The 25,200-nt window shown below is 61.3% G+C and carries 21 protein-coding genes; all 21 read right to left on the bottom strand.

The window, feature by feature from the left end:
* Positions 1–4: 4 nt before the first annotated feature.
* Positions 5–994: a 30S ribosomal protein S2 gene (locus AC1DK3_RS05105; protein ID WP_477191187.1), complete on the bottom strand. Its 990-nt coding sequence runs from the start codon at positions 992–994 to the stop codon at positions 5–7.
* Positions 995–1,365: 371 nt separating this feature from the next.
* Complete coding sequence (locus AC1DK3_RS05100; protein WP_477191186.1) at positions 1,366–1,710, bottom strand: hypothetical protein; 345 nt, start codon at positions 1,708–1,710, stop codon at positions 1,366–1,368.
* A 104-nt stretch (positions 1,711–1,814) separates the two neighbouring features.
* Complete coding sequence (locus AC1DK3_RS05095) at positions 1,815–2,072, bottom strand: hypothetical protein (protein ID WP_477191185.1); 258 nt, start codon at positions 2,070–2,072, stop codon at positions 1,815–1,817.
* A gap of 136 nt (positions 2,073–2,208) precedes the next feature.
* Positions 2,209–5,754, bottom strand: a complete 3,546-nt coding sequence (dnaE, locus tag AC1DK3_RS05090) for a DNA polymerase III subunit alpha (RefSeq protein ID WP_477191184.1) — start codon at positions 5,752–5,754, stop codon at positions 2,209–2,211.
* A gap of 102 nt (positions 5,755–5,856) precedes the next feature.
* Entirely contained in the window at positions 5,857–6,567 is a 711-nt protein-coding gene (locus AC1DK3_RS05085; RefSeq protein ID WP_477191183.1) for an ABC transporter ATP-binding protein, read from the bottom strand.
* 5 nt (positions 6,568–6,572) lie between these two features.
* The gene (locus AC1DK3_RS05080) at positions 6,573–7,796 is read right to left on the bottom strand and encodes a lipoprotein-releasing ABC transporter permease subunit (protein ID WP_477192877.1); all 1,224 of its coding nucleotides are present in this window, start codon (positions 7,794–7,796) and stop codon (positions 6,573–6,575) included.
* Between the two features lie 181 nt (positions 7,797–7,977).
* On the bottom strand, positions 7,978–9,513 hold the full coding sequence (proS, locus tag AC1DK3_RS05075; protein WP_477191182.1) for a proline--tRNA ligase: 1,536 nt from the start codon (positions 9,511–9,513) through the stop codon (positions 7,978–7,980).
* A gap of 342 nt (positions 9,514–9,855) precedes the next feature.
* Positions 9,856–10,080 (bottom strand): DUF1467 family protein, encoded by a 225-nt coding sequence (locus AC1DK3_RS05070; protein ID WP_477191181.1) that lies wholly within the window; start codon positions 10,078–10,080, stop codon positions 9,856–9,858.
* Between the two features lie 39 nt (positions 10,081–10,119).
* Entirely contained in the window at positions 10,120–10,524 is a 405-nt protein-coding gene (gene mce, locus AC1DK3_RS05065; RefSeq protein WP_477191180.1) for a methylmalonyl-CoA epimerase, read from the bottom strand.
* 45 nt (positions 10,525–10,569) lie between these two features.
* Positions 10,570–12,282: a ribonuclease J gene (locus tag AC1DK3_RS05060; protein WP_477191179.1), complete on the bottom strand. Its 1,713-nt coding sequence runs from the start codon at positions 12,280–12,282 to the stop codon at positions 10,570–10,572.
* Positions 12,279–13,037: a biotin--[acetyl-CoA-carboxylase] ligase gene (locus AC1DK3_RS05055; protein ID WP_477191178.1), complete on the bottom strand. Its 759-nt coding sequence runs from the start codon at positions 13,035–13,037 to the stop codon at positions 12,279–12,281. Before AC1DK3_RS05055 ends, AC1DK3_RS05060 begins: the two co-directional genes overlap by 4 nt.
* 2 nt (positions 13,038–13,039) lie before the next feature.
* The gene (nuoN, locus tag AC1DK3_RS05050) at positions 13,040–14,500 is read right to left on the bottom strand and encodes an NADH-quinone oxidoreductase subunit NuoN (RefSeq protein ID WP_477191177.1); all 1,461 of its coding nucleotides are present in this window, start codon (positions 14,498–14,500) and stop codon (positions 13,040–13,042) included.
* Positions 14,500–15,999: an NADH-quinone oxidoreductase subunit M gene (locus AC1DK3_RS05045; protein WP_477191176.1), complete on the bottom strand. Its 1,500-nt coding sequence runs from the start codon at positions 15,997–15,999 to the stop codon at positions 14,500–14,502. Before AC1DK3_RS05045 ends, nuoN begins: the two co-directional genes overlap by 1 nt.
* The gene (nuoL, locus tag AC1DK3_RS05040) at positions 15,996–17,954 is read right to left on the bottom strand and encodes an NADH-quinone oxidoreductase subunit L (protein WP_477191175.1); all 1,959 of its coding nucleotides are present in this window, start codon (positions 17,952–17,954) and stop codon (positions 15,996–15,998) included. The genes AC1DK3_RS05045 and nuoL overlap by 4 nt, the downstream gene beginning before the upstream one ends.
* A gap of 6 nt (positions 17,955–17,960) precedes the next feature.
* Positions 17,961–18,269: an NADH-quinone oxidoreductase subunit NuoK gene (gene nuoK, locus AC1DK3_RS05035; protein ID WP_291166964.1), complete on the bottom strand. Its 309-nt coding sequence runs from the start codon at positions 18,267–18,269 to the stop codon at positions 17,961–17,963.
* The gene (locus AC1DK3_RS05030) at positions 18,266–18,916 is read right to left on the bottom strand and encodes an NADH-quinone oxidoreductase subunit J (RefSeq protein ID WP_477191174.1); all 651 of its coding nucleotides are present in this window, start codon (positions 18,914–18,916) and stop codon (positions 18,266–18,268) included. Before AC1DK3_RS05030 ends, nuoK begins: the two co-directional genes overlap by 4 nt.
* An 11-nt stretch (positions 18,917–18,927) precedes the next feature.
* Positions 18,928–19,416 (bottom strand): NADH-quinone oxidoreductase subunit NuoI, encoded by a 489-nt coding sequence (gene nuoI / locus AC1DK3_RS05025; RefSeq protein ID WP_477191173.1) that lies wholly within the window; start codon positions 19,414–19,416, stop codon positions 18,928–18,930.
* A complete protein-coding gene (gene nuoH / locus AC1DK3_RS05020) occupies positions 19,413–20,483 on the bottom strand; it encodes an NADH-quinone oxidoreductase subunit NuoH (RefSeq protein WP_477191172.1) in 1,071 nt (356 codons plus the stop codon). The genes nuoI and nuoH overlap by 4 nt, the downstream gene beginning before the upstream one ends.
* Before the next feature lie 5 nt (positions 20,484–20,488).
* The gene (gene nuoG, locus AC1DK3_RS05015) at positions 20,489–22,585 is read right to left on the bottom strand and encodes an NADH-quinone oxidoreductase subunit NuoG (RefSeq protein ID WP_477191171.1); all 2,097 of its coding nucleotides are present in this window, start codon (positions 22,583–22,585) and stop codon (positions 20,489–20,491) included.
* A gap of 16 nt (positions 22,586–22,601) precedes the next feature.
* Positions 22,602–23,888, bottom strand: coding sequence for an NADH-quinone oxidoreductase subunit NuoF (gene nuoF, locus AC1DK3_RS05010; protein WP_477191170.1), 1,287 nt, complete (start codon positions 23,886–23,888; stop codon positions 22,602–22,604).
* 5 nt (positions 23,889–23,893) lie between these two features.
* Complete coding sequence (nuoE, locus tag AC1DK3_RS05005) at positions 23,894–25,120, bottom strand: NADH-quinone oxidoreductase subunit NuoE (protein ID WP_477191169.1); 1,227 nt, start codon at positions 25,118–25,120, stop codon at positions 23,894–23,896.
* Positions 25,121–25,200 lie beyond the last annotated feature (80 nt).

Genomic DNA, 25,200 nt, shown 5'->3' with positions numbered 1-25,200 from the left:
GGAATTAGACGGTGGCTGCTTCAACGAGCTTCTTGGCCTGAGCGACCCAGTCTTCCTTGGCGATCTGCCCCCTCAGCTTCAGCTGACGGTCGAGCGACTCGACGTAGTCGGGCGTGAGGTCGGCGATCTGCCAGAAGTGGTAGACGCCGGCGTCGTTGAGGCGCTGCTCGACCTTCGGATTGATGCTCGTGATCCGCTTGAGGTCATCAGCTTCGCCGCGCGGCGCTTCGATGCCCTTAAAGACGACCTTCGGCAGCTCTTCTGCCGGCGGCGTCTCGGATGCACCGACGTCGACGCCAGACGAGCCTTGCGAGCGCTCGAGACCATCGAGAGCAGCGCGGGCCATCAGATCGCAGTAAAGGGTGATTGCGCGGCCCGCGTCGTCGTTGCCCGGAACCGGATAGTCAACGCCGTCCGGATCGCAGTTGGTATCGACGATCGCGACGATCGGGATGCCAAGCTTGCGCGCCTCTTGAATGGCGATCGCTTCCTTGTTCGTATCGATGATAACGAGGAGATCGGGCGTGCCGCCCATGTCCTTGATGCCGCCGAGCGACTGGTTGAGCTTGTCGCGCTCGCGCGTGAGGTTCAGGATTTCTTTCTTCGTGCGGCCCTGCGGGTCGGCCAGGATCTCATCGAGCTGGCGGAGACGGCGGATCGACTGCGAAACGGTCTTCCAGTTGGTCAGCGTGCCGCCGAGCCAACGGTGATTGATGAAGTACTGGGCGCTGCGCTTTGCGGCGTCGGCGATGCCCTCGGAAGCCTGGCGCTTCGTCGCGACGAAAAGAACGCGACCGCCGCCGGCGACCGTGTCGGAGACCTTGAGCAGCGCCTGATGCAACAGCGGCACCGTCTGCGTCAGATCGAGAATGTGGATTTTGTTGCGCGACCCATAGATGAACGGCGCCATCTTGGGGTTCCAGCGGTGTGCCTGGTGGCCGAAGTGAACGCCAGCTTCCAATAGCTGACGCATGTTGAAGGCAGGAAGTGCCATCGTATCGTTTCCTTTTCCGGTTAGACCTCCGCGAGACTTAAGAAGAGATCTGCCAGCCTTTTCAGGGGCTTGAGCTGATCTCCACCGGAGCGCGATGCGGGGCTTTTCATCCGCATTGCGCGAGCGTCTCGCGTGTGAGATGGCGGCTATATACGGGGGATTGCCCGAATGCGCAACCCATGAGGGTCGCGTGTATGCCCTTACGAGGGGCGGCGCGCCCTCCTCTTCGGCCGACCTCCAAAAGCAGAATGCACTGCCACCGACCGACGTGGTGCGGATGGCAGTGCGTCCATGATTTTTCGGGGTCTTTTATCAACCGGCGCGGATCGCTCCGCTGCGCTACCGGCTGCGTCTTCCGGGTTTCGTCGCCGTTACTTGCACTTGGCATCAAGCGCCGCAACGGACTCGTCCATCGCGGTTGCTTCAGGAGAGCCGTCAGCGGCGTCCTGGCCGGCGTCCCAGGCGCTCTCGAAATCGTCGCCTAGCGTTTTGAAGTAGCCGTCGATTTCGTCGCCTGCGGCCTCAGCCTTCTTCTCGTCATCGCCGATCTCGTCCATCTTTTTCGACATCGAGCAATAGGCTTTGATCTTCGCGGGGTCGGATGTTGCCGCTTCGAGGTTTTTCTTGATATCGGGTGCGGCCATTTTCTGGTCGGCGGCATAAGCAGCGGGGGCGAGCAGCAAAGCAGCGACCAAGGCGGCGTAGAATTTCGACATGTCTTGCCTCTTATTTGGCTAGCTCAAAGGAGCGGAGCTATGAACGCAAACTGTGTCAGAAGAAGGCAGCGCTGACGCGCTACCTTCGCTTGCGTTACAGGCGCTTAGCGCCAAGCGCAGTGGCGGTGACCATGACGGTAGCGGCAGACCCACTTCTTGTGGTGCCTCTGGTGGCCCCAGTTCCGATGGTGGTTCCGCTTGTAGTAACGCTTTTTCCTGTAGTCGACGTGTTCGACAACAGACTTTTCAGCATGGGCGCCGATGCCGTTCAGGCCAGCACCGGCAACGCCGGCATTCGCACCGCCGGCAAGGCCGAGGGTGACAGCTGCGAGCGTCGCTGCAGCGATCAAGCTCTTTTTCATTGATAGGCTCCTATCGGAAAACTAGACGCGTCTCTCACGTCTGGACCCTTAACGCCTATCCGAGGAGAAAGCCGTCGCTCATTCGATTAAAATATTCACTGGCCGGAGCAGAACAGCCGATCCGCAACCGCTGGTTTTAAATTTCGATGATTTCAGACACGATTGGCAGCGCTTCAATGCGAAGGGCTTCGCGCGGAGAAACATCATATCTGCCGGGCAATATGAATTCCATTTCGCGATTGCGATCATCGAGCGCTAGCACAAGACGAATTTCGCCACCCCGCGCATTCGGCTTCAAATATTTTCCGACATCTGAAACGGGGGCCGCTTTTGCGACAACCGACCGGCGATCAAGCACAAGCTTCAGATTGCGCGGAACGGCGGCCGCGGCCTTGTCGAGCTCTTCGATCGACTGCACACGCAGTTTCATCGTCTCGCCATCGCGTTCGGCTTCGACGGAAACGATGACGGGCGTTCCAGGCTCGAGAAGATGGCGGCTCGCTGCCAGCGTGTCCGAGAAAATGATGGCCTCGAATTGTCCGGTTGCGTCGGAGAATGTGGCGAACGCGAACTTATTGCCTTTCTGGGAGCGCCGCTCGCGGGCCGCGATCACGATGCCGGCAAGACGCCCCGCGCTTGCTCCGCGCATCACCAGCGCCTCGAACTCGCTCACTCGCTTGACGCCGAGCTTGCCTAGGACGCGGTCGTACTGATCGAGCGGATGGCCGGAAAGATAAAATCCGATGGCTTCGAATTCAGCCGACAGCTTTTCCATGCTGGTCCACGCGGGCGTCGCCCGCAGCACGAGATCAGCGGGCTTCCCGCCCGAACCGAAAAGATCCGTGATGCCCTGCGCTGCATCGGACGTTCGCCGCTGCGCCGACGCGAGGATGGTATCCGCATTCGCCGCAACAAGAGCGCGGTTCGAATTCAAAGAATCGAACGCCCCGGCTTTGGCCATCGTTTCAACGGCTCGTTTATTCAAAGCCTTGGCGTCGACGCGGCCCGCGAAATCGCCGAGCGCACTATAGGGTCCGCCGGTGCTCCGCTCGCTGACAATCGTTTCAACGGCACCCGCGCCGATGTTCTTCAAGGCCGCAAGCGAATAGCGGATAGCGCCCAATTTGGAATCGCCCGCCGGCGGCTCGACGCCGAAATCGACGCCCGATTGATTGACACACGGCGGCAGCATTCTAATGCCGGACTTGCGCGCTTCGGACGCAAACATCGCGAGCTTGTCGGTATTGCCCATATCGAGCGTCATCGATGCTGCGAAGAATTCCTCGCGGAAGTTCGCCTTCAAATAGGCGGTGTGATAGCTGACGAGCGCGTAAGCGGCTGCGTGCGATTTGTTGAAGCCGTAGCCCGCGAATTTATCGACCAGCTCGAAGATGTAGATCGCGTCTTCTTTTTTGACGCCGTTGCCAAGCGCACCTTCGACGAAGCGCGCTTGCTGCTTCGCCATTTCGGCCTTGTCTTTCTTACCCATGGCACGACGCAGCAAGTCTGCTTGTCCGAGCGTGTAGCCGCCCATCACCTGAGCGATCTGAATGACCTGCTCCTGATAGATGATAACGCCGTACGTCTCCTTCAGGATGCCTTCGAGCATCGGATGCAGGCAGTCGACCGGCTCTTCGCCATGCTTGCGGTTGATGTAAGTCGGGATGTTGTCCATTGGGCCCGGGCGATAGAGGGCCACCATGGCGATGATGTCCTCAAAGCGGTCGGGCTTCAGCCGCTTCAAGCTTTCGCGCATGCCCGTACTTTCGAGCTGGAACACGCCGGCCGTATCGGCCTTGGCGAGCATCTCGTACGCCGGTTTATCGTCGAGCGGCAGTGCCGCCAGATCGATATCGATGCCGCGGCCGCGCTTGATCAGTTCGAGCGCCTTCGCGAGAACGGTCAGCGTCTTGAGGCCGAGAAAGTCGAACTTCACGAGGCCCGCCGCCTCGACCATTTTCCAGTTGTATTGGGTGATCGGGAAGTGGGATTTCGGATCGCGATAAAGCGGTACGAGCTCTTCGAGCGGCCTGTCGCCGATCACGATACCGGCGGCGTGGGTCGAAGCGTGGCGATACAGGCCTTCGAGCTTTTCGGCGATCTCGAGCAACCGCGCGACCAGCGGTTCGCTGTCGCGCTCTTCTTGAAGCTTGGGCTCGCCGTCGATCGCCTCGCGCAACGTTACCGGCTGTGCGGGATTGTTCGGTACGAGCTTGCAGAGCCGATCGACCTGCCCATACGGCATTTGCAGCACGCGACCGACGTCGCGGAGCACGGCGCGGGCCTGCAGCTTTCCGTGTGTGATGATCTGCGCGACGCGATCGTCACCATATTTCTTCTGCACGTAGTCGATGACGCGATCGCGCTTTTCCTGACAGAAGTCGATGTCGAAGTCCGGCATCGAGACGCGCTCGGGATTAAGAAAGCGTTCGAAGAGCAAGCCGAAGCGAAGCGGATCGAGATCGGTGATCGTCAACGCGTAAGCGACGAGCGAGCCCGCGCCCGAGCCGCGGCCCGGTCCGACCGGCACGCCGTTCGATTTCGACCACTTGATGAAGTCGGCCACGATCAGAAAGTAGCCAGGGAACTTCATCTGCGTGATGACGTCCACCTCGTAGGCGAGGCGCTTTTCATAATCTTCGACCGTGAAGCCAAGCGCGGGGCCATGCGCTTCGAGCCGGACCCGGAGACCTTCAATCGCCTGGTTCTTCAGTTCGGCGGCTTCGAGGCGGACGTTCTCGATTTCGCTCAAGCTGTCGTCGGCGACAACGAAGCGCGGCAGGATCGGTTTCCGGCCCTCGGGCCGGTAAGCGCAGCGGATGGCGATTTCGACGGTGTTCGCCAAAGCCTCGGGGAGATCGGCGAACAGCGCCGCCATCTCGTCTTCGCTTTTCAGATAATGCTCGGGGCTCGCACGGCGGCGATTGTCTTCGACGACGTAACGACCGTCCGCGATGCAAAGGAGTGCATCGTGCGCCTCATAGTCGCCGCGCACCGCGAAATAGCATTCGTTCGTCGCGACAATCGGCAGACTGCGCGCGTAGGCGAGTTCGATCAGCTGCGGTTCGACTTCGGCTTCTTCAGGAAGGCCGTGACGTTGGAGTTCAACGTAGAGCCGGTTGCCGAAAATCTTCTCGAGCGTTTTCAGGCGTTCGACAGCCTGCTCATGCTGGCCGTCACGAAGGGCTGCATCGATCGGACCCTGCGGGCCGCCCGTCAGCGCGATGATGCCTTCCGACAGTTCCTCGAGACGCGCGATTTTCACGTGCGCTGGCTCGTCGGCCGAGGGCTCGAAGTTGAGCACTTTCGAAAGCCGCATCAGGTTGGCGAAGCCCTCAGCGTTCATGGCGAGAAGCGCAACCTTGCCGGCGGGCTTGACGCGCGGCTCATTGCTCATCGCCTTGAGCACAACCGTGCCGTTGTCTCGATTGTCGCCGAAATCGATATCGAGCGTCGTGCCTGCAATCGGCTGCACGCCCGCGCCCCAAAGCTTCTCGGAAAATTCGAGAGCGCCGAAGAGATTGTTCGTATCGGTCAGTCCCAGCGCCGGGAGATTCATCGCGGTCGCGAGCTTGGCGAGCTTCGTTATCGGAAGCGCGCCTTCGAGCAGCGAGTAAGCCGAATGCACCTTGAGGTGGATGAACTTCGGGTTTCGCGCGGGTGGCCGAATCGGGTGTTCCATGTGCCTACGTTATGTACACGACGGCATGCCGCAAGTTAAACGCGCCGCCGCCGCACAGCTGCAGACGCGCAGGCTTCGGCCAACCCATTATTCCGTGGATTTTCAGCGCGTTTTTGCCAGCGAGATCTCGACAAGGCGGCCATCATGAACCTGCAGAACGCGGTCCATGCGGCTCGCGAGCTCAAGATTGTGGGTCGCGATCAGCGCTGCAACGCCCTGGCGGCGGATAACATCGATCAGCTGACGGAACACATGTTCTGACGTATGCGGATCGAGGTTTCCGGTCGGCTCATCGGCGAGCAGAAGCCGCGGGCTGTTCGCCAGTCCACGGCAAATGGCGGTGCGCTGCTGCTCGCCCCCCGACAGTTCCGCGGGACGATGCTCGGCTCGTCCGGCGAGACCGACGGTTGCGAGAAGCTCGCGTGCGTGTTTGTCCGCCGCCTTACGGCTGGTGCCGAGGATGAGCTGCGGAATGACGACGTTTTCGAGCGCACTGAATTCCGGCAACAGCTGATGAAACTGATAGACGAAGCCGATCTCTTTGCGCCGGAGCTTCGTGCGCTCGCCCTCGGTAAGCGTCGCGCAGTCGTGCCCGTTGATGATCACGCGCCCGCTCGTCGGAGATTCGAGCAATCCCGTTATGTGCAGAAGCGTAGACTTGCCGGCTCCCGAGGGCCCGACGAGCGCCACGGCCTGACCGGGCCATAGAACGGCGTCGACGCCCGTTAGAACCGTGATCTCCTTCTCGCCTTGGCGAAAGGATCTCGTGACGTTCTCGAGCTGCAAAATCGGCGCAATGGGTGTGGTGTCCATGGGTCTCACTCGTACCGCAATGCTTCGACGGGATCGAGCTTCGAAGCTTTCCACGACGGGTAGAGGGTTGCGATGACCGACAGCACAAGCGCCATCAAGACGATGCCTCCCGTTTCGTGGACATCGATCTCAGCGGGCAACTTCGTCAGATAATAGACGCTCGGATCGAAGACCGTCGTGCCCGATACCCACGATACGAAGTTCTTGATATTCTCGATGTTCCAGCAGAAGACAACGCCGAGCACCAATCCAGCAAGCGTGCCGACGATGCCGATGGATGCGCCGGTGATCAGGAATATTCGCATCACGGCGCCCTTGGTCGCTCCCATCGTCCGCAGGATGGCGATGTCGCGGCCCTTGTCCTTCACGAGCATCATCAGGCCGGAAATGATGTTCAGCGCCGCGACGAGCACGATCAGCGAGAGGATGATGAACATGACGTTTCGCTCGACCGCGAGCACGTTGAAGAACGTCTCGTTGCGTTGACGCCAATCGTTGATGGTGGTCGACGGGCCCGTCGCTTCCTGGATCAGCTTGTTATAACGATCGACATCTTCCGGATTGTCGACGACGACTTCGACGACATCGACTTCGCCGTTCTTCGAGAAATATTTCTGCGCTTCGGCGAGCGGCATGAAGATCATCATGCGGTCGTATTCGGACATGCCCAATTCGAAGATCGAAGTGACCTGATAGGCTTTAGATCTCGGTGCCGTCCCGAACGGGGTTGCTGCGCCGCGCGGAGAGACGAGCGTCACCGTATCGCCGAGGCCGACGCGCAGCTGATTCGCAAGGCGCACGCCCATTGCGATGCCTGTCTGATTGTCGAAACCATCGAGCGTGCCGGCGCGGACGTTGCTGGCGACGAGCTTCAACGATTTCAGATCGTTTTCCCTGACGCCGCGAACGAGACCGCCGAGCGCTTGCGAGGTCGAGGAGACCATCACCTGGCCTTCGATAACGGGCATCGCCGTCTGGACGCCGGGCACGCGCGAAATCGTGTTGGCGACATCCGTGTAGTCAGTGAAGGGATCGCCGAGCTTCTGGACGATGACGTGGCCGTTGAGGCCCATGATCTTGCCGAACAGATCGTGCCGGAAGCCGTTCATCACCGCCATGACGATAATCAACGTCGCGACGCCGAGCATGATGCCGAGGAACGAGAACCCGGCAATGACGGAGATGAAGCCTTCCTTGCGCCTTGCGCGCAAATAGCGGCCGGCGATCATCCATTCGAACGCCGAGAATGGTTTCGTCCCGCTGGACGCCGCCCGTTCCCCGCCGAGTCCAGTCGCCGTTTCGCTGTGCCCTGAAACAGTCATCGTGGCCTCACCGCCGTTACCCCAATCGCGCGCCGCATCGCAGCTCCCTGTGTCGCAGTTAAGGCCGTTTGACCGTATTCCAGCCGTTTTAGTATGCGCGTGCGATCAGCACGTACTCCTTCGCCGCTTCGCTCGTGAAGAGACATGCCCCTGCGACCGCCTCCTGCGCCAGGGGCGCGTTGCGAATGGTGAGCTTCAGGGCCTTCAGCCGATCGGCGATGGCGTCGAGCGCCGCCCCTTCTGGACGCGACCAAGGCACGCGTACCCAGCCCTTGAACGCTCCGGCTTCGTCGTCGCCCTCGGCCGCCGGTCCGAAGTACTCTTCGAGTTCCTTGAACGACTTAATGTTCGTGATGATGTTGCTGTCGAGGCGCGCCTTCGCCTCGCTATAGAGCGTCGACTGAATCTCTTTCAGAAGCGCGGGCGCCTCGGCCACGAAGTCGGCGCGCGGCTTTGTATTCGAGATGACTTTGTCGCCGTCGCGCAAGCGGTCGCGGCGCATGAACGTGACGTTGCCGCCGGTGGCATCGCGACCGCCGATCTCGACAATGACGGGCGCGCCACGGCGCACCCAATTCCAGCGCTTCTCGGCGGATTTCGTCAGTTTCAAATCAACGAGGGTGCGGATGCCGGCCGCTTTCAGTTCTTTTTCGAGCGACTTGCAATATTCGATCAGTTCAGCATCTTCCGGCTTCTCGCGGAGCATCGGCACGATGACGATCTGGCGAGGCGCAATCATCGGCGGCAAGCGCAGGCCGTCGTCGTCGCCGTGGGTCATGATCACGCCGCCGATCAGCCGCGTCGAGACACCCCAGCTTGTCGTGTGGCAATACGTGAGCGCGCCTTGCGCGTTCTGGAATTGGATGTTCTGCGCTTCGGCGAAATGCGTGCCGAGATAATGCGACGTTCCGGCTTGCAGAGCTTTGCCGTCCTGCATCATCGCTTCGATCGAATAGGTATTGTCGGCTCCGGGGAAGCGCTCGTTCGGCGGCTTCTCGCCCGCGACGACCGGCATCGCGAGCACGTCTTCCGCGAACGTGCGATAGACCTCGAGCATCTTCAGCGTCTCGGCAACCGCATCGTCGCGATCCGCGTGGGCTGTATGGCCTTCCTGCCAAAGAAATTCGGTCGTGCGCAGGAACAGACGCGTGCGCATTTCCCAGCGCACGACGTTGGCCCACTGATTCACAAGGAGCGGCAGGTCGCGATAGCTCTTGATCCAGCGCTGGAACGCGTCGCCGATGATCGTCTCCGACGTCGGGCGGACGATCAGCGGCTCTTCGAGCTTGGCGTCGGGATCGACCACCAGCTTGCCGCCTTCGTTCTTAAGGCGGTGGTGCGTGACGACCGCCATTTCCTTGGCGAACCCCTCGACGTGCTCGGCCTCCTTGGCGAGGAAGCTCATCGGGATGAAAAGCGGGAAGTAGCAGTTGTCGTGACCCGTATCCTTGATGCGGGCATCGAGCTCGGCCTGTATGCGTTCCCAGACGCCCCAGCCCCACGGCTTGATGATCATGCAGCCGCGGACGGGGCTGGTCTCGGCCATGTCGCCGTCGCGAACGATCGCCTGGTACCAGTCCGGAAAGTTCTGCTCGCGGGTGACGGAAAGGGCGCGCTTGCTCATCGTGCTGCCTCCGGCGCGTGTGCGCGCGGACGGGATGGATTGCACGGGAAGGCCTGTGAAATTCGCATTGCGAGCTCGCTCGTTAAATTCGCGCGGGCGAGCCGCGCCTCAAGTCTCTCGGCAGTCAGGAATTGAGCCCAAGCCGAATAGCCTTTTCATGCAGGCGTTGCAACGGAGCAAAGCCGGCGAGCGAAGAGATCAACCTGCTAAAGACATGCGGCATCGGGCCTGCGAGATCGACAGGGCGCAATAGCGGGTAAGTGCTGGACTGGCAATTGGCGGGCGCGTTGAAGTTGTGGGCATCGATCCCCGGCTGATCCCGATGCGAGAACGCGAATGATCTCAGATATTCGCGATCACCGCATAGACGCCTGCGAACGTGATGGCCGCGACCACCGTATTGACCCACAGAAGCTTGACGACGTTCATCTTGTGAGGCGCGCTTTCAGGAGTACCGGGAATGACGTCGCCCGCCTCCTCCTGAGTTTTCGCGAAGAAGGGCAGCACTGCGAACAGCGTGATGAACCAAAGGCAAAAGAATGTTGCCACAGCTACCGACGTACGCATTACACCGCCCCTTGTTCTCTAGGTTTCGCCAGGGCCTCTTCAGACCTGCTCCAACTCGACGAGGGTGCCGCAGAAGTCCTTCGGATGAAGAAACAGCACGGGCTTGCCGTGTGCACCGATCTTCGGAGTGCCATCGCCGAGCACGCGAGCCCCCTGAGACTTCAACTGGTCGCGCGCCGCGATAATATCATCTACCTCGTAGCATACATGGTGAATTCCACCGTCGGGAGATTTTTCGAGGAATTTCGCGATCGGCGAACCTTCGCCCAGTGGCTCGAGCAGCTCGATCTTGGTGTTTGGAAGCTCGATGAAAACGACGGTAACGCCATGGTCCGGTTGGACAAGCGGCGGACCCACCTGCGCTCCGAGAGCGTTTTTATAAACGGCCGAGGCCTTTGCGAGATCTTTGACGGCTATGGCGACGTGGTTAAGGCGTCCAATCATGCTCCGGTCTCCAGCACGGCAAAGTCGAGCGAATTGTTGCGGCGATTAGTTTCTGCCATCCACCACGGAGACCAGCACTTTGACAACTGGCTTCTTGCCCCAGGCCTCGTTGATGGCGGAGCGCACTGCACGGAGCACTGCGTCCTGAACCATGCCGTGGTCACCGCGCCGCTTCGGCGGAATTGAGCGGAGCGTTCCGTCGATGGCGTCGAGCACGATTTCGCGCATCGATTCGCCATCACGATCCGCGGCCGGGATGCCCTCGAGGACGACGCCCGGTTCACCAATGATTTCACCGCGCCGCGACAGCGCCATCGCGACCACCGCTATGCCGACGAACGACAGTTTGCGGCGGCTCTTGACCGGTCCTTCGGCGTCCGGAACGATGAGGTTGCCGTCGCGATAGAGGCGGCCGACCGGCGCTTGATCGATGACGGCTGCGGGCCCCGGCCACAACTTCAAGACGTCTCCGTCGACGATCGTGAACGTTTCGCTGACACCGCACGCGCGAGCGAGCTTCGCGTGCTCCCGTAGATGCCTCGCCTCGCCGTGCATCGGAATGGCGATCTTCGGGCGGATCCAACCGTACATGTCCTTGAGCTCATCGCGACGCGGATGACCGGTGACATGCACGAGCGCTTCGCTGTCGGTGACGATGTCGACGCCGAGCCGGGCCAGCCCGTTCTGAATGCGCGAAACGGCTTTTTCATTCCCGGGAATGGTGCGCGAGGAAAAGATGACGATATCGCCCTTGTCGAGCGAGATATCCGGATGTTCGTCTTCCGCGATGCGCGCCATTGCGGCGCGTGTCTCGCCCTGACTGCCGGTGCACAGAATGAGAACCTTATCTCGCGGGAGATCGGAAAACCGCTGCTGGTCGAGATACGTGAAACCCTCCGGCAGGTAGCCCGTTTCGATCGCCACCTCGATGATGCGATGAAGCGCCCGGCCGGCGACGACGAGCGTGCGCCCCGCGGCATGGGCAGCCGCCGCGATAGACGAAACGCGCGCCACGTTCGACGCGAAGAGCGTGACGGCGACACAGCGCGGCGCGTCGGCGATGAGTTTGCGCAGCGTCTTGGCGACATCGGATTCCGAAGCGGATCGGCCTTCCCGCATCGCGTTCGTCGAATCGCCGACCATTGCGAGCACGCCTTCGTCGCCGAGCGCTTCGAGCCTTCCGGCATCGTGCGGACGGCCGATAACGGGCGTCGGATCGAGTTTCCAGTCGCCAGTATGGAAGACGAGACCCGCAGGCGTTCGGATCGCGAGACCATTCGGTTCGGGAATCGAATGCGTTACGCTGACGAATTCGACTTCGAAGGGGCCGGCATTGAAGCGGCCGCTGAGCGGCACTTCCTTGATCGGCAGCGAGAGCGTGCCGCCATATTCGCCGACCTTCGTCTTCAGCATTCCCGCCGTGAAGGGCGTCGCGAAGATCGGGCATTCGAGCGACGGCCAGAGATCGATGATGGCGCCGACGTGATCCTCGTGCGCGTGAGTCAAGACGAGGCCGACGAGGTTTTTGCGTTCGGCGACGATGAAGCGGAGGTCGGGCAGCACGACGTCGGCGCCCGGCTCGCTTTCATGCGGGAAGGTTACGCCCAGGTCGACCATCAGCCAGGAGCGGGCCCTCGGCGGCCCGAAGCCGTAGAGATAGACGTTCATGCCGATCTCGCCGAGACCGCCGAGCGCCATGAATACGAGTTCGTCTGGTCTGGAACTTCCCGGTCGCTGAGGTGGTGCGCGTTCGCTCATGGAGTTCCATCGCGCGCAATCTGACCAACGAGCATGACGTCGCCGTAGCTGATTTCTTTGATGGTGCCCCCAACGTCGGCACGCAGCGCGCCGGTTTCGGAAAGTCCTTGATAGGTTGCAGACAAGAGGCCTTCGGCCGTATTTATCGCGATGCGTTCACCCATGGCTCCTGCGCGCTCCATCCACGCCTCGCGGATCGCGGCGAAGCCCTCCCCCGCCTGCCAGCGGTCGAGCCAGAACGCGACCTTTTCGGAAAGCATCTCGAGGAAGACGAGCGGCTCGGGAGATTTGCCGTGTTGGCTGAGCGCCGTGACGGCACGACCGAGACTGTCGGGTGCGCTTATCAAATTCAATCCAAAGCCTAATATTGCTAAAAAACCGGGGCCAGCGCGAACGGAAGTGCTCTCGACCAGAATCCCCCCGGCCTTGGCGCTTCCGACCAAAATGTCGTTCGGCCATTTGAGGCGAAGTTCTGTTCCCGGCGCAAGATCCATTGTGGCGCGAACGGCGTCTATCACCGCAATTCCAGCGAGTAGTGACAATTGGCCCGCCTTTTCCAGCGGGGCATCGGAGCGGAACGCGAGGCTGGCGTGAAGGTTGCCGGTCTCTGATACCCAGGCTCGGCCCGAGCGTCCCCGGCCGCCGGTCTGAGTGTCGGCGATGACCCAGAGGGGAAGTTCCTCGCCGCTCAGGCCGAGACGCATGGCGTCGGCGTTCGTCGACGCGGTCTCAGCGAGATGGACGATGCGCGGCATGATTACAGGGGATGGGCCGGCACGAGCACCGAAGCTGCAGCCGTTGCCGCATCGACCACGGTTCCGCCCACGAATGGCAGAACGAACGCCACAACGAAGGCTGCCGAAAGCGCCATGACTGCAAAGGTCCGGCCTTCAGGCGGCGAAAAGCCCTCAGCCGTCTCGTCGAAGAACATGATCTTCACGACCCGCAGATAGTAGTAAGCGCCAACGACGCTCGTTACGACGCCGATCACGGACAGCGGATAGAGCCCCGCCTTGATCGCCGGCAGGAAGACGTACCATTTCGCCCAGAAGCCAGCGAGCGGCGGGATACCCGCGAGCGAAAACATCAGAACGGCGAGGATCGTTGCGAACGTGAGGTTCGTTTTTGCGAGGCCCGAAAGGTCGGAGATGCTCTCGACGTTGCGGCCGTTGCGCTGCATCGCGAGGACGCACGCAAACGCGCCGAGCGTCATCGCCACGTAGATCACGAGATAAATGAGTACGCCGGCCGTACCTTCGGTGTTGTTCGCGGCAAGTCCTATCAGGGCGAAACCGATGTTGCCGATCGACGAGTAGGCGAGCAGTCGTTTGATATTGTTCTGGCCGATCGCCGCGAAAGAGCCGAGCACCATCGAGGCAATCGCGAGGAAAATGACGATCTGCTGCCACTGGGGCGCGACGCCCGGAAGCGCTGCCTGGGTGAAGCGCAGCAGGAGCGCCATGGCGGCAATCTTTGGTGCGCCGGCGAAGAACGCGGTGACCGGGGTCGGCGCGCCCTGGTAGACGTCGGGCGTCCACATGTGGAACGGCACGGCTGCGATTTTGAACGCCAAGCCGACGAGAACGAACACGAGCCCGAAGGTCAGGCCGATGTTCGTCGACATTTCCGGGAGCGTTGCTGCGGCTGCGATCGTTGCGTAACTCGTCGAGCCCGTGACGCCGTAGAGCATCGAGGCGCCGTAGAGAAGCATGCCCGAGGACAACGCTCCGAGGACGAAATACTTGAGGCCCGCTTCGCTGGATTGCACGTCGTCGCGCCTGAACGCGGCAATGACGTAGAGCGCGAGGGACTGCAACTCGAGGCCGAGATAGAGCGCGATGAGGTCATTCGCCGAGACCATCATCAGCATGCCGAGGGTCGCGAGCAGCACGAGCACCGGATATTCGAACTGCAGAAGCTTGGCGCGGCCGAAGTTGTCGAACGTCATCAGCAGCGTCAACGCGGCGCCGATGAGGATCACGATCTTCAGAAAGCGCGTGAACCCGTCAGAGACGAACGCCCCGCCGAAAACGATCGAGCTGCCGGTGCCCTCGAAAACGGCGATGGCGGCCGCGATCAATACGGCGATCGAAAGCCAAGTGACGGTACGGCCCGCCGCTTCGCCGTTCGATGTGAAGACGCCGAGCATCAGCAGCGAAATGGCGCCGATTGCGAGTATCAGCTCCGGCGCGACGACATATAGGACCGAGCTATCCATTATTGGGTTCCTTCAGGCGCCGCCGATGCGGCAGCCGTCCCCTGGGCGGATTGATAATTCTGCACGAGGTTCTTCACCGATGTCGCCGTCACGTCGAGGACGGGAGAGGGATAGACGCCGTAGAAAATCGTGAGCAGCACGAGCGGGGCGAGGATCGCGATCTCGCGCGGAGAGAGGTCGAGCAAGCCTTTAAGGCTGGCCTTTTCGAGCGCGCCAAAAATGACCCGGCGATAGAGATAGAGCGCGTAAGCCGCTGAGAGAATGATGCCGGTCGTCGCCAGGATCGCGACCCAGGTGTTGGCCTTGAAGGCCGCCAGCAGCGTCAAGAATTCGCCGACGAAGCCGCTGGTCCCGGGCAGGCCGACGTTCGCCATGGTGAAGACCATGAAGGCGACAGCGTATTTCGGCATCCGCTCGACGAGGCCGCCATAGGCCGCGATTTCGCGGGTGTGCGTGCGATCGTAGATGACGCCGACACAGAGGAAGAGAGCGGATGAAATGATGCCGTGCGACAGCATCTGAAAGATCGCGCCGTCAACGCCCTGCTGGGTAGCCGTGAAGATGCCCATCGTCACGAAGCCCATGTGCGCCACCGAAGAGTAGGCAATGAGCTTCTTGATATCTTCCTGCACGAGCGCGACGAGCGAGGTGTAGATGATCGCGACGATCGACAGCGTAAACACCAGAGGCGCCAGGTCGGCGGACGCGTTCGGGAACATAGGCAGCGAGAAGCGCAGGAAGCCGTAGCCGCCCATCTTCAAGAGAATGCCGGCAAGAATGACCGAACCCGCAGTCGGCGCCTCGACGTGCGCATCAGGAAGCCAGGTGTGGACGGGCCACATCGGCATCTTCACAGCAAACGACGCAAAGAACGCGATCCATAGCCACCACTGCATATCCGGCGGGAATTTCGTCTGCAGCAGGGTCGGGATGTCGGTCGTTCCGGCGTGCCAGTACATCGCCATCATGGCGAGCAGCATCAGCACCGAACCAAGCAGCGTGTAGAGGAAGAACTTGAAGCTTGCGTAGACGCGCCGCTTGCCGCCCCAAACGCCGATGATGATGAACATCGGAATGAGGCCGCCCTCGAAGAAGAGGTAGAAGAGAACCATATCGAGCGCAGAGAAGACGCCAAGCATCAACGTTTCCAGAACGAGAAACGAGATCATGTATTCCTTGACGCGCTCCTGGACCGAAACCCAGCTTGCCAGAATGCAAAGCGGCATCAGGAATGTCGTCAGGATTACGAACAGCATCGAAATGCCGTCGACGCCCATTTTATATTTCAGCGGACCGAGCCAGGCATGCTCCTCGACGAACTGGAACCCTGCGGTGGTCGTGTCGAAGTTGATCCAGATGAGAAGCGAGACGGCAAACGTGACGAGCGTCGTCCAGAGCGCAATCCAGCGCGCGTTGCCCTTGGCTTCCGGGTTGAGCGTCGCGATCAGCAGCGCTCCGACGAGCGGCAGGAATGTCGTGACAGTCAGAATGTTGCTCATTTGAGCACCCCGCCAAAGAGCCCGTTGTAGGTGAGCCATGTCAGGATGGCCGCGACGCCGATCAGCATCGCGAAGGCATAGTGGTACATGTAGCCGGTCTGCAGTTTGACGACGCGATCGGTAACGCGGATGACGCCCGCCGCCGTGCCATCGATGGCGCCATCGATGACGGCCCCGTCACCGCCCTTCCAAAGGAAGCGGCCGATCGCGAACGCGGGCCGCACGAAGATCAGATTGTAGAGCTCGTCGAAGTACCACTTGTTCAGCAGGAAGAGGTAGAGCGGGCGGAACGTACGCGCCGTTGCCTCCGGCAGCCAAGGGGCACCGATGTAGTAGACCCAAGCAATCGCAAAGCCCGCGAGCATCGCGATCAACGACGAATAGGGGACCCATCCCGGCACTTCGTGCATTTCGTGCAGGATGTGGTTGTGCTCGCCGCGGAAAATCGCAGCGCCCCAGAATTCGCTCTGATCATGTCCCATGAAATACGGAGCGAAAACGAGACCCGCGAGAGCGGCTCCGAGCGACAGGACCGCAAGCGGCACCATCATCGTCGGCGGACTTTCGTGGGCGTGGTCGTAGGTGTGATGGTCGGCGCGTGTTTCGCCGTAGAACGTCATGAAGATGAGGCGCCAGGAATAGAACGACGTCATCAATGCCGCGACAACGAGGAGCCAGAAGGCGTAGTTGTTCGGCGTGTTGGCGGCATAGGCCGCCTCGATGATTGCGTCCTTCGAATAGAAGCCGGCGAAGCCTGCGAGATGCGGAATGCCGACGCCCGTCAACGCGAGCGTGCCGATCATCATCGCGGCGAAGGTATACGGGATTTTCTTCCGCAGTCCGCCCATCGCGCGCATATCCTGCTCGTGATGCATGGCGTGAATGACGGAACCCGCGCCGAGGAACAACAGCGCCTTGAAGAAGGCGTGCGTGAAGAGGTGGAAGATGCCGACGCCGTATGCGCCGATGCCGCATGCAACGAACATATAGCCGAGCTGAGAGCACGTCGAATAGGCGATGACACGCTTGATGTCGTTCTGGACGAGGCCGACGGTCGCCGCGAAGAAGGCGGTAATGGCGCCGATGAACGTCACGACGACGAGCGCATTGGGTGCCAGTTCGAAGATCGGCGACAGGCGGGCAACCATGAACACGCCGGCCGTTACCATCGTCGCGGCATGGATGAGCGCGGAGACGGGCGTCGGGCCTTCCATCGCGTCAGGCAACCACGTGTGCAACATGAACTGAGCAGACTTGCCCATCGCACCGACGAACAACAATAGCGAGAGCGTCGTCAGGATATCGACTTCGTAACCCGCGAAGTTGAAGGTTTTGCCGACGGCGCTCGGCGCCGCAGCAAACAGCGCGTCGAGGTTCACGGTGTGAAAGACGAAGAAGAGGCCGAAGACGCCGAGCGAAAATCCGAAGTCGCCGACGCGGTTGACGATGAAGGCCTTGATGGCGGCAGCGTTGGCTGCGGGCTTCTTATACCAGAAGCCGATAAGCAGATAGGACGCGAGGCCGACGCCTTCCCAGCCGAAGAACATCTGCACGAGGTTACCGCTCGTGACGAGCATCAACATCGCGAAGGTGAAGAGCGAGAGATACGCGAAGAACCGCGGCCGCGAGTCATCCTCGTGCATGTAGCCAATCGAATAGAGATGCACGAGCGAGGAGACCGTCGTTACGACGACGAGCATGACGGACGTCAGGGTATCGACCTTGAGCGACCATGAGACGTCGAGTTCGCCCGACGTGATCCAGCGCATCAGGGTGATTTCGCGGGTTTCGTGTCCGAGGCCGACCTGGACGAACACGACCCAGGACAGCACGGCGGCGATCATCAGGAACGCGGTCGTGACGATCTCGCTCGGACGACCGCCGATGACACGGCCGAACAGCCCGGCAATCAGCGCGCCGGCAAGCGGCAGAAAAACGATGGCGGCGTAAATCATTCCGCCTCACCCCTTCATCATGTTGATGTCTTCGACCGCGATGGAACCGCGGTTGCGGAAGTAGACGACCATGATCGCGAGGCCGATGGCGGATTCGGCCGCAGCGACGGTCAGTACGAAGAGCGCGAAAATTTGCCCGACGAGGTCGCCGTTGAAGTGCGCGAACGCGACGAAGTTGATGTTGACCGCAAGCAGCATCAGCTCGATCGACAGCAGGATGACGATGACGTTCTTCCGGTTCAGGAAGATGCCGAAGATGCCGAGCGTGAAGAGACACGCGGCGACGACCAGATAATGTCCAAGACCGATGGTCATTCCGCAGCCTCCGGATGTTTGGCGGGTGGCGGGATGACCGAGCCGCCGCTCGGGACCTTGACCACTTCGAGGCCGGTCGCCGGTCCGCGCGCGACCTGCGCGCTGATGGACTGGCGCTTGATGCCTTTGCGGTGCTTCAGCGTCAGGACGATCGCGCCGATCATTGCGACGAGCAGAATGAGGCCCGCACCCTCGAAGTAGTAGACGTACTTCGTATAGAGGATTTCGCCGAGCGCCCGGGTGTTGGTGATGCCGGAGCCTGCAGCCGGCACGGGCGACGACGGGCTCATCACGGGCGAGACCGCGAGACCCTTGTATCCTACGAGCGCGAGAAGCTCCAACAGAACGATGCCGCCGATCAGTGCGCCGATCTTGGCGTTTTTGATGAAGCCGGCTTTCAGTTCGGCGAAGTCGACATCGAGCATCATCACGACGAACAGGAAGAGCACGGAAACCGCGCCGACGTAGACGATGACAAGCAGCATCGCCAGGAATTCGGCGTTGAGCAGGACGAACAGACCCGCAGCGTTGAAGAACGCCAGGATCAGGAACAGGACGGCGTGAACCGGGTTCTTCGTCAGAATGACGGATGCGCCCGATGCCACCGCGAGGACCGAGAAAAGATAGAAGAAGAGAGCCGATGCCATCGCCTTGCCTTCTATCGATACTTCGCGTCGAGCGCGAGGTTCTTTGCGATTTCGCGTTCCCAGCGGTCGCCGTTCGCGAGCAGCCGGTCCTTGTCGTAGAAAAGTTCTTCGCGCGTCTCGGTCGCGAACTCGAAGTTCGGTCCTTCGACGATGGCGTCGACGGGGCACGCTTCCTGGCAGAGTCCGCAATAGATGCACTTCGTCATGTCGATGTCGTAGCGCGTCGTGCGGCGCGTACCGTCGTTGCGGCGCGGGCCGGCCTCGATCGTGATCGCTTGCGCCGGGCAGATCGCCTCGCAGAGCTTGCAGGCGATGCAGCGCTCTTCGCCGTTCGGATACCGGCGGAGCGCGTGCTCGCCGCGGAAGCGCGGTGACAGCGGGCCTTTTTCATGAGGGTAGTTCAGCGTCTTCTTCGGCGAAAAGAAGTAGCGCATCGTCAAGAAGAACGCCGAGACGAACTCCAAGAGGAAAAGCGATTTTGCTGCGCGCGCTACGCTCATGAGAGGAAGCCTCCGAATTGGAGCACGGCGGCCGTGATGACGACCATGACGAGCGACAACGGCAGGAACACCTTCCAGCCGAGACGCATCAATTGATCGTAGCGATACCGCGGCACCATCGCCTTCACCATGGCGAACATGAAGAAGACGAATACGACTTTGATCAGGAACCAGAAAATGCCCGGGACGGCGTTGAGCGGCCAGATGTCCAGTGGCGGCAGCCAGCCTCCGAGGAACAGGATCGTCGTCATCGCGCACATGGCGACGATCGAGACGTACTCGCCGAGCATGTAAAGCAGATAGGGGGTCGAGGAATATTCGACCATGAAGCCGGCGACGAGTTCCGACTCGGCTTCGACGAGGTCGAATGGCGGCCGGTTCGTCTCAGCGAGCGCCGAGATAAAGAACACGACGAACATCGGAAAGAGCGCGAACCAATACCAGTCGAGCAGCGAGTTCGTCAGGCCGATGTGCGTGCCGATCCCGGTCTTCTGCGCGTTGACGACGTCGGTCACGTTGAGAGAGCCGACGCACAGCAGCACGCAGATAATGACGAAGCCGATCGAGACCTCGTAGGAGACCATCTGCGCGGCGGAGCGGAGCGCGCCCATGAACGGATATTTCGAGTTCGACGCCCAGCCGCCCATGATGATGCCGTAGACGCCAAGCGACGAGATCGCGAGCAGGTAAAGAATTCCGACGTTCATGTCGGAAATCACCCAGCGGCCCCAGCTGTTCTCGTTGACCGGGATGACTGCCCACGCGGCCAAGGCACAGGTCGCCGTTACGAGCGGGGCCAGCAAGAAGACGACCTTGTCCGAGCCCGATGGGATGATCGGCTCCTTCAGGACGAACTTCAGAAGGTCGGCGAATGATTGCAAAAGGCCGAATGGCCCGACGACGTTCGGGCCGCGACGCATCTGGACTGCGGCCCACACCTTGCGATCCATCAGGAGCAGGAAGGCGATGATGATCAGGAGCACGACCAGCAAGAGCAGCGAAAAGCCGATCAGCACCAGCAGGTTCCAGCCGTAGTCGTTCATGAATGTCTGCAGCGTGTCGAGCATGTTCCCTATTCCGCTGCGTTGAGTTTCTGTTGATGTGACGCCCGAAGCGCGCTCATGCCGGCCATGACGGCGGAAGATCGCGCGATGGGGTTCGTCATGTAGAAGTCAGCGATCGCCGGAGCAAAGGGTCCGGATGAAGGTTGTGCGCCGAGCTTCGCGAGCGTCTCGAGCCCGGATACGGCGCGGACTTCGATCGTATCGAGGGCTGCGAGTTGTGGGCTCGTCCGGTACATCGCCGCGCGAAGCTCTTTCAAGCTGTCGTAGGGCAGCTTGGTGCCGGCACGCTCAGAGAGCGCGCGGATGATCGTCCAATCTTCCTTCGCGTCTCCCGGTGGAAACACGGCTTTCAGCGTCTGCTGCGCGCGGCCTTCGGTGTTCACGAAGGTTGCGTTCTTTTCGGTGTAGGCGGCGCCCGGAAGAATGACGTCGGCGCGTTCGGTGCCTTTGTCGCCGTGCGTTCCCTGGTAGACGACGAACGCGGACGGGCTCACCTTCGACAGATCGCATTCATCGGCGCCGAGCAGATAGACGAACTCTGAATCGGGTCCGAGAATTCCGGCGACATCCTTGCCGCCCTTCCCTGGAACGAAGCCGAGATCGAGACCTGCGACGCGGGCCGCCGCTGTGTGCAGAACGTTGAAGCCGTTCCACGCTGCGTCTTTCCCGGCGGATGCTGCGAGGAGGATGCGCGCTGCGAGCGATAGTACAGCGAGACCGTCGGCGCGGGCGAAGGCGCCCTGCCCGACGATGACCATAGGCTTGCTCGCGGCCTTCAAGACTTCGGCGAATGGGTGCTTGCCGTTCGCGATCTCCGACAAGGTGTCGGGCCCGGCGCCCAGATATTCATAAGGGTACGCGAGATCGACCTTGGCGCCGACAAGCGCGATTTTCGTCGGCGCGGCGCGCCAGCGCTTACGGATGCGTGCGTTGAGGACGGCTGCTTCGAGACGCGGGTTGGCGCCGACGATCAGGATTGCGTCGGCCTCCTCGATGCCTTCGATGCCAGAGTTGAAGAGGTAGCTCGCGCGGCCGAGCTTCGGATCGAGCTTGTCGCCCGCTTGGCGGCAATCGAGAGACGTTGCGCCCAAGCGCGTGAGAAGGTCTTTCAGCGCGAACATTTCCTCGGCGGCCGCGAGGTCGCCCGCGATGGCGCCGATCTTTTCCGCCGGAGCCGCCTTCAAATTCGCGGCAACGAGACCCAGCGCTTCATCCCAGCTTGCGGGCTCAAAACGGCCATTCTTGCGAATGTAGGGTTGATCGAGGCGCTGCGTTTTCAGGCCGTCGGCCACGTGACGCGTTTTGTCGGAGATCCATTCTTCGTTCACGGCGTCGTTGTTGCGCGGGAGGATGCGCATGACGGCGGCGCCGCGCACGTCGGCGCTGACCGACGAGCCGACCGCGTCCATCACGTCGATGGTCTCGAACGTTTCCATCTCCCACGGTCGGGCTGCGAAGGCCCACGGGCGATGCGTCAGCGCGCCGACAGGGCAAAGATCGACGGCGTTGGCGCTCATTTCGGAAAGGATGCCGCGCTCGAGATAAGTCGTGATTTCGGCATCTTCGCCGCGGCCGATCAGGCCGAGTTCTTCGACGCCCGCGACTTCCGTCATGTAGCGAACGCAGCGCGTGCAATGGATGCAGCGCGTCATCATCGTCTTGATGAGCGGGCCGATGTGCTTTTCTTCGACGGCGCGCTTGTTCTCGGTATAGCGCGAGCCGCCCATGCCGAAGGCCATCGCCTGATCTTGCAGATCGCATTCGCCGCCCTGATCGCAGATCGGGCAGTCGAGCGGGTGGTTGATGAGCAAGAACTCCATCACCCCTTCACGCGCCTTCTTCACCATCGGAGAGGCGGTATTGACGACCTTCGGCGAGCCGTCTCTGTTCGGCGGGAGATCGTTGACGAGCATCGCGCAGGAAGCGACCGGCTTCGGCGAACCCTCGACCTCGACCAGACACATGCGGCAGTTGCCGGCGATCGACAGCCGCTCGTGATAGCAGAAGCGCGGAATGACCGAGCCCGCCAATTCGCAGGCGTGCATCAGCGTCGTGCCGTCCTCGACCTCAATCGGCTTGCCGTCGACAATAAGTTGCTTGGCCATCGTTTTTTTCCGCAGCCTACTCTGCCGCCATGCGCGAATGTTTTGCCTGGTAATCGTCGATACGTGCTTCGATCACCGAGCGGAAGTTCTTGATCAGGCCTTGAACGGGCCATGCCGCCGCGTCGCCGAGCGCGCAGATGGTGTGGCCTTCGACCTGCTTCGTGACATCGAACAGCAGATCGATCTCGCTCTTTTCGGCCTCGCCGCGCTCCATGCGCTCGAGGACGCGCCACATCCAGCCGGTGCCTTCGCGGCACGGCGTGCACTGGCCGCAGCTCTCGTGCTTATAGAAATAGGCGATGCGCCGGATTGCGCCGATGATGTCCGTCGATTTGTCCATCACGATCACGGCGGCCGTGCCGAGACCCGAGCCCAGCTTGCCCAGCGCGTCGAAATCCATCGTCACCGCTTCGGCTTGCTCGGCCGTGATGCAGCGGACCGACGATCCGCCAGGAATAACGGCGAGCAGATTATCCCAACCGCCGCGGATGCCGCCGCAATGCTTGTCGATCAGCTCTTTAAGCGGGATGCCCATCTCTTCTTCGACGACGCACGGGCGCTCGACGTGTCCGGAGATCTGGAAGAGCTTGGTGCCGGTGTTGTTCGGCTTGCCGAGGGCTGCGAACCACGCCGATCCGCGACGCAGGATTTCGCCGGCGACGGCGATGCTTTCGACGTTGTTGATGGTCGTCGGCGCGCCGTAAAGGCCAACGTTCGCCGGGAACGGCGGCTTCAGGCGCGGCTGGCCCTTTTTGCCTTCCAGGCTCTCGAGCATCGCCGTTTCTTCGCCGCAGATGTAGGCGCCGGCGCCGTGGTGCACGAAAATGTCGAAGTCCCAGCCGTGGACGTTGTTCTTGCCGATCAGCTTGGAGTCGTAGGCTTCATCGATGGCGCGCTGGAGCGCTTCGCGCTCGCGGATGTATTCGCCGCGCACGTAAACGTAGCAAGTATGCGCGCGCATCGCGAAGGAGGCGAGCAACGCGCCTTCGATCATAAGATGCGCGTCGTGCCGAAGGATCTCGCGGTCCTTGCAGGAGCCGGGCTCGGATTCGTCGGCATTGATGACGAGATAGCTCGGCCGTGCATCGGCCTTCGGCATGAACGACCACTTGAGGCCCGTCGGGAAGCCCGCGCCGCCCCGGCCGCGCAGGCCCGACTTCTTCATCTCGTCGATGATGTAGTCGTGACCTTTGTCGATGAAGAACTTGGTGCCATCCCACACGCCCCGGCTCATCGCGCCTTTGAGGCTGACGTCGTGGAGGCCGTATATATTGCGGAATATTCGGTCGCGATCATGCAGCATGCGCGCTACCCTTTCGGCCTTTTGCCGGCTTTGCTTTCCGGACGCCACCCGGATGCGAGCTTCTGCGCCTGCTCGATCCATTTGTCACGCGTTACGCGACCCATGAAGCCATCGAGCTGGACTTCGAACCACGCGACGTTCTGCGGCGTCCACTTCGCGATCTGATCGAAATGCCAGACGCCCATTGCGCCAAGCTTATCGCGTACGTCGGCGGTGACGCCCGAGATCAGCGTAAAATCGTCGCCTTTGCCGCCGCGCGGCGCTTTCAAAAGCTCGGGCTCGACGGACCGGCTTGCGGCGGCAGCGCCAGCAATTGCCCTGTCGCGGATCATGTCCCCCTTGATCTTATCGAGTTCGCCCGCGGAAATCGCCTTGCCGCCGCTACGCTCTTCGAGCTCTTTCACGAGCCCAGCGTTCGCCATCGCGGTCAGCGCTGCGGGGTGAACCGGCGCAGGCTTTCCAGCCGCTCCTCCCGGTGACGCCGGCGAGCTGCCCGCCGCGACCTCGGACTTGTGCGCCGGGGAAGCGAGAGCAGAAGGCGGCGTCGTTTCGTTGGCGTCGCCAGCGGGTCCGCCCGATGTTTCTTCAAAACGCTTCTTCCAGGCGCCGATTGTTGAGCCATCGTAAAGCGCCGGATCGGTCAACGTGGTTGGGCCGGTCTCCGGGCAAGACGCCACGCGGCCGATCTGAGATCCGGCTTTCGGCTGTCTACCGCCAATGAAGCCATCGATAATCTTGTTCAGCTGCTCTGGCGTCAGGTCTTCGAAGGTATCCTTGCCGACCTGAACGACGGGAGCGTTGGCGCAGACGCCGATGCATTCGACCTCTTCCCACGACGCCGTGCCATCGGCGTTCAGGGTGTGGGAATGCTCGTCGATCCGGCTCTTGCAAACTGCGATGAGATCGCGCGAGCCGCGGAGCATGCACGGGGTGGTGCCGCAGACCTGAACGTGGAGTTTTGTTCCGACCGGCGAGAGCTGGAACATCGTATAGAAGGTGGCGACCTCGAGGCCGCGAATGTGGGCCATTCCCAGCATATCGCAGACAAGCCTGATCGCAGGCTCCGGCAGCCAGCCGCCCGCCTGCTCTTGTGCACGCCACAGCAGCGGAATGATCGCGGAAGCCTGCTTGCCTTCGGGATATTTCGCGATCACCTCGCTCGCCCACGCGAGATTTTCGGGCGTGAAGGCGAACTGCGCAGGTTGCACTGGATTTAGTCGGCGAACGCCCATCCACGGCTCCTCGAACGTCGGTCGTATGGCGCCGAAACACAACGTCGCCATGTCACAAACTGTGATTCGGCACGTCACGC

It is taken from the genome of Hyphomicrobium sp. 01T421, assembly GCF_056398805.1.
This window is presented reverse-complemented; position numbering and strand designations above follow the sequence as displayed.

What these genes read in the sequence shown, in the direction of transcription:
- AC1DK3_RS05105 (WP_477191187.1), bottom strand. Translation starts at nt 994, where the DNA reads ATGGCACTTCCTGCCTTCAACATGCGTCAGCTATTGGAAGCTGGCGTT.
- AC1DK3_RS05100 (WP_477191186.1), bottom strand. Translation starts at nt 1,710, where the DNA reads ATGTCGAAATTCTACGCCGCCTTGGTCGCTGCTTTGCTGCTCGCCCCC.
- AC1DK3_RS05095 (WP_477191185.1), bottom strand. Translation starts at nt 2,072, where the DNA reads ATGAAAAAGAGCTTGATCGCTGCAGCGACGCTCGCAGCTGTCACCCTC.
- dnaE (WP_477191184.1), bottom strand. Translation starts at nt 5,754, where the DNA reads ATGGAACACCCGATTCGGCCACCCGCGCGAAACCCGAAGTTCATCCAC.
- AC1DK3_RS05085 (WP_477191183.1), bottom strand. Translation starts at nt 6,567, where the DNA reads ATGGACACCACACCCATTGCGCCGATTTTGCAGCTCGAGAACGTCACG.
- AC1DK3_RS05080 (WP_477192877.1), bottom strand. Translation starts at nt 7,796, where the DNA reads ATGATCGCCGGCCGCTATTTGCGCGCAAGGCGCAAGGAAGGCTTCATC.
- proS (WP_477191182.1), bottom strand. Translation starts at nt 9,513, where the DNA reads ATGAGCAAGCGCGCCCTTTCCGTCACCCGCGAGCAGAACTTTCCGGAC.
- AC1DK3_RS05070 (WP_477191181.1), bottom strand. Translation starts at nt 10,080, where the DNA reads ATGCGTACGTCGGTAGCTGTGGCAACATTCTTTTGCCTTTGGTTCATC.
- mce (WP_477191180.1), bottom strand. Translation starts at nt 10,524, where the DNA reads ATGATTGGACGCCTTAACCACGTCGCCATAGCCGTCAAAGATCTCGCA.
- AC1DK3_RS05060 (WP_477191179.1), bottom strand. Translation starts at nt 12,282, where the DNA reads ATGAGCGAACGCGCACCACCTCAGCGACCGGGAAGTTCCAGACCAGAC.
- AC1DK3_RS05055 (WP_477191178.1), bottom strand. Translation starts at nt 13,037, where the DNA reads ATGCCGCGCATCGTCCATCTCGCTGAGACCGCGTCGACGAACGCCGAC.
- nuoN (WP_477191177.1), bottom strand. Translation starts at nt 14,500, where the DNA reads ATGGATAGCTCGGTCCTATATGTCGTCGCGCCGGAGCTGATACTCGCA.
- AC1DK3_RS05045 (WP_477191176.1), bottom strand. Translation starts at nt 15,999, where the DNA reads ATGAGCAACATTCTGACTGTCACGACATTCCTGCCGCTCGTCGGAGCG.
- nuoL (WP_477191175.1), bottom strand. Translation starts at nt 17,954, where the DNA reads ATGATTTACGCCGCCATCGTTTTTCTGCCGCTTGCCGGCGCGCTGATT.
- nuoK (WP_291166964.1), bottom strand. Translation starts at nt 18,269, where the DNA reads ATGACCATCGGTCTTGGACATTATCTGGTCGTCGCCGCGTGTCTCTTC.
- AC1DK3_RS05030 (WP_477191174.1), bottom strand. Translation starts at nt 18,916, where the DNA reads ATGGCATCGGCTCTCTTCTTCTATCTTTTCTCGGTCCTCGCGGTGGCA.
- nuoI (WP_477191173.1), bottom strand. Translation starts at nt 19,416, where the DNA reads ATGAGCGTAGCGCGCGCAGCAAAATCGCTTTTCCTCTTGGAGTTCGTC.
- nuoH (WP_477191172.1), bottom strand. Translation starts at nt 20,483, where the DNA reads ATGCTCGACACGCTGCAGACATTCATGAACGACTACGGCTGGAACCTG.
- nuoG (WP_477191171.1), bottom strand. Translation starts at nt 22,585, where the DNA reads ATGGCCAAGCAACTTATTGTCGACGGCAAGCCGATTGAGGTCGAGGAC.
- nuoF (WP_477191170.1), bottom strand. Translation starts at nt 23,888, where the DNA reads ATGCTGCATGATCGCGACCGAATATTCCGCAATATATACGGCCTCCAC.
- nuoE (WP_477191169.1), bottom strand. Translation starts at nt 25,120, where the DNA reads ATGGGCGTTCGCCGACTAAATCCAGTGCAACCTGCGCAGTTCGCCTTC.